Source organism: Acidimicrobiales bacterium (genome assembly GCA_036273495.1).
In the GTDB taxonomy this organism is placed as follows: domain Bacteria; phylum Actinomycetota; class Acidimicrobiia; order Acidimicrobiales; family JAJPHE01; genus DASSEU01.
Map to the genome: position 1 here is coordinate 1 of DASUHN010000394.1, position 2,552 is coordinate 2,552.

Annotated in this window: 2 protein-coding genes, 2 tRNA genes and 1 pseudogene; 4 read left to right on the forward strand and 1 reads right to left on the reverse strand. The window is 71.2% G+C overall.

Features of this window, described 5'->3' with window-relative positions:
- Positions 1 to 309: 309 nt before the first annotated feature.
- Positions 310 to 1,494 (forward strand): annotated as a pseudogene (gene mptB / locus VFW24_17220) (polyprenol phosphomannose-dependent alpha 1,6 mannosyltransferase MptB).
- A 126-nt stretch (positions 1,495 to 1,620) separates the two neighbouring features.
- Here mptB and VFW24_17225 read toward each other — a convergent pair.
- The gene (locus VFW24_17225; GenBank protein HEX5268511.1) at positions 1,621 to 2,112 is read right to left on the reverse strand and encodes a GNAT family N-acetyltransferase; all 492 of its coding nucleotides are present in this window, start codon (positions 2,110 to 2,112) and stop codon (positions 1,621 to 1,623) included.
- A gap of 105 nt (positions 2,113 to 2,217) precedes the next feature.
- Here VFW24_17225 and VFW24_17230 point away from each other — a divergent pair.
- The 3 genes from VFW24_17230 to VFW24_17240 all read left to right on the forward strand — a co-directional run.
- Positions 2,218 to 2,290: transfer RNA gene (locus VFW24_17230), tRNA-Thr, on the forward strand.
- Positions 2,291 to 2,311: 21 nt separating this feature from the next.
- A tRNA-Met gene (locus VFW24_17235) sits at positions 2,312 to 2,388 on the forward strand.
- A gap of 33 nt (positions 2,389 to 2,421) precedes the next feature.
- On the forward strand, positions 2,422 to 2,552 hold a 131-nt coding region (locus VFW24_17240), incomplete at its 3' end, for a GTP-binding protein (GenBank protein ID HEX5268512.1).

The window sequence follows — 2,552 nt, forward strand, 5'->3', positions numbered from 1 at the left end:
CCGCGCCCTTCGAGCCCCGCTCGCCGTTGGTGGACGGCGGGCTCGGCCGCGTTCCGGAGGATGACCGAGGAAGCGGTGCAGGACGGCACGGATCCCCGCCCCGGTGCCGGTGATCCCACGGCGCCGGCCCCGCCCGGGGACGACTGGCGCGCCGTGCTGCGCCGGATCGGCAAGCCCGCGGCGGGCGGATTGCTGGCGTCCATGGCCATCGCCTACGGCGCGTCCCAGATCGGCTCGCCGTTCTCGCTCAAGGTCCCGGGCGCCTGGTTCTTCGGCATCCCCTCGCTCACCACGCCCCCCGGTCCCAAGATGCTCCTGTCGCTGGTCGCGTCCTACGGCGGGATGGTGCTGCTGATTCGGGCCTGGTTCGCCATGCTCCGTGCCGTCTCGCCTACGCGCAGCGGCGGGAGCCCGCTGCCGACCGTCACGCTGGCGATCGTGGCGGCCCTGTGGGTCATCCCCATCCTGGTGGCCCCCCCGCTGTTCAGCCAGGACGTCTACAGCTACGCGGCCCAGGGCCAGATGGTGACCCAGGGCATCAATCCCTACGTCCACGGCCCCGACGCCCTCGGGCCCAACAGCCCCTACTACCCGCTCGTCGACCAGCTGTGGGGGGCGTCACCGGCCCCGTACGGGCCGGTCTTCATCGGCCTCGACTCGGTGATCAACAGCGTGACCGGTCACCACGTCCTGGCCGCCGTCGTCGGACTGCGGCTGCTGGCCGTGGCCGGGGTGGTCCTGATCGCCATCGGGCTGCCGGTCCTGGCCCGGAAGATGCGCCGGGACCCGGGCACGGTCTTCGTCCTGGCGGTGCTCAACCCGGTGACCGTGCTCCACCTGATCGGCGGCGCCCACAACGACGCCCTCATGCTCGGGCTGCTGGTGGCCGGCATGGCCCTGGCGGTCAAACAACGCCCACTCTGGGCGGTCACGCTGTGCGCGCTGGCGGCGGCGGTGAAGGTGCCCGCCGCCCTCGGGGTCGTCTACGTGGGCTGGCACTGGTTGGGCCAGTCCGCCACCTGGCGGGAACGGGTCCGGCCCGTCCTTACCTCGGTCCTGACCGCAATCGGGATCATGGCCCTCATCACGATCCTGTTGGGCCTGGGCTGGGGCTGGGCCCGCGCCCTCGACAACCCGTCGGTGGTCCGCTCGATGACCGACCCGGTGACCGCCATCGGGATAGCCCTGGGGTCGGTCACCCACGCCCTCCACCTGATCGGCGTGAAGGGGATGCTCACCATGACCCGGAGCCTGGGGCTCCTGGCGGCCATGGCCGCCGGCCTGTGGCTGCTCGTGTCGAGCACCCGGATCGGGATGGTCAAGGCCCTGGGGACCACCCTCCTCCTGGTGGTCGTCCTCGGCCCGGTCGTGCAGCCCTGGTACCTGGCGTGGGGGATCATCCTCCTGGCCCCCGTGGCCTTCGGCCGGTGGCGGCTGGTCCTGGTCGGGGTCACGATCGTGGGGTCGTTCATCGGGTTCCCGGGCGGCGTGCTCCTCGTCCAGGAGCTGGGGCGGGCCAGCCTGTGGTCGGTGGCCCTGGCCCTGGCCGTTCTCGGCGTGGTGGCGCTGCCGTCCCCGGCCCTGGCCCGGATCCGCGCCCTGGTCCTGCGCCCCTACCCGTCAGCGGTCGACCAGGAGCTCCATCAGCACGACGTCCAGCCACTGGCCGAACTTGCGGCCGACCTCACGCTCCACCCCGATGACCTCGAACCCGCAGGCGCGGTGCAGCCCGATCGAGGCGTCGTGGCCGCCGACTATCCGGGCCATGACCGCGTGGAAGCCATGGGCCTGGGCCAGGCCGACTAGCTCGGACAGCACCGCTCTCCCGACCCCGCCCCCCCGGTGGTCGGGGTGGACGTAGACGGAGTCCTCCACGGTCGTCGAGTACGCCGGGCGGGAGCGGTAGGGGGACAAGGACCCGAATCCGAGGACGGCGCCCCGGTCCACGGCGACGAGCGCCGGATGGGCCCCGGAGTGCTCGTCGAGCCAGCGGTGCTGCTCCTCCGGGGTGCGGGGCACCATGTCGAAGGTGACCGTCGAGCCGGTGACCTCCCGGTTGTAGATGGCCCGGATGGCCTCCCCGTCGGCGTGCTGGGCCAGCCTCACCTCCACGGACCGACCCTACGTCATCGGAGGTTGCGCGACCGCGCGACCGGCCGGGAGAACCTGTTGGGTACAATCATCGGTCGCGGTCGGGCCGGGAGGCCGGGTCGTGGCGCCCCCTTAGCTCAGTCGGCAGAGCACAGCCATGGTAAGGCTGGTGTCGTCGGTGCGATTCCGACAGGGGGCTCCGCCCGTTCAGGGCGAACGTGGCGGCGTAGCTCAGTTGGTTAGAGCACACGGCTCATAATCGTGTGGTCGTCGGTTCGAGTCCGACCGCCGCTACCAGAAAACAAGCCCAGGAGGACCCGGGAGAGCCTGATGGCCAAGAAGAAGTTCGAGCGTTCCAAGCCGCACCTGAATGTCGGCACCATGGGTCACATCGACCACGGCAAGACCACCCTCACCGCGGCCATCACCAAGGTCCTGCACGAGAAGAACCCCGATGTGGC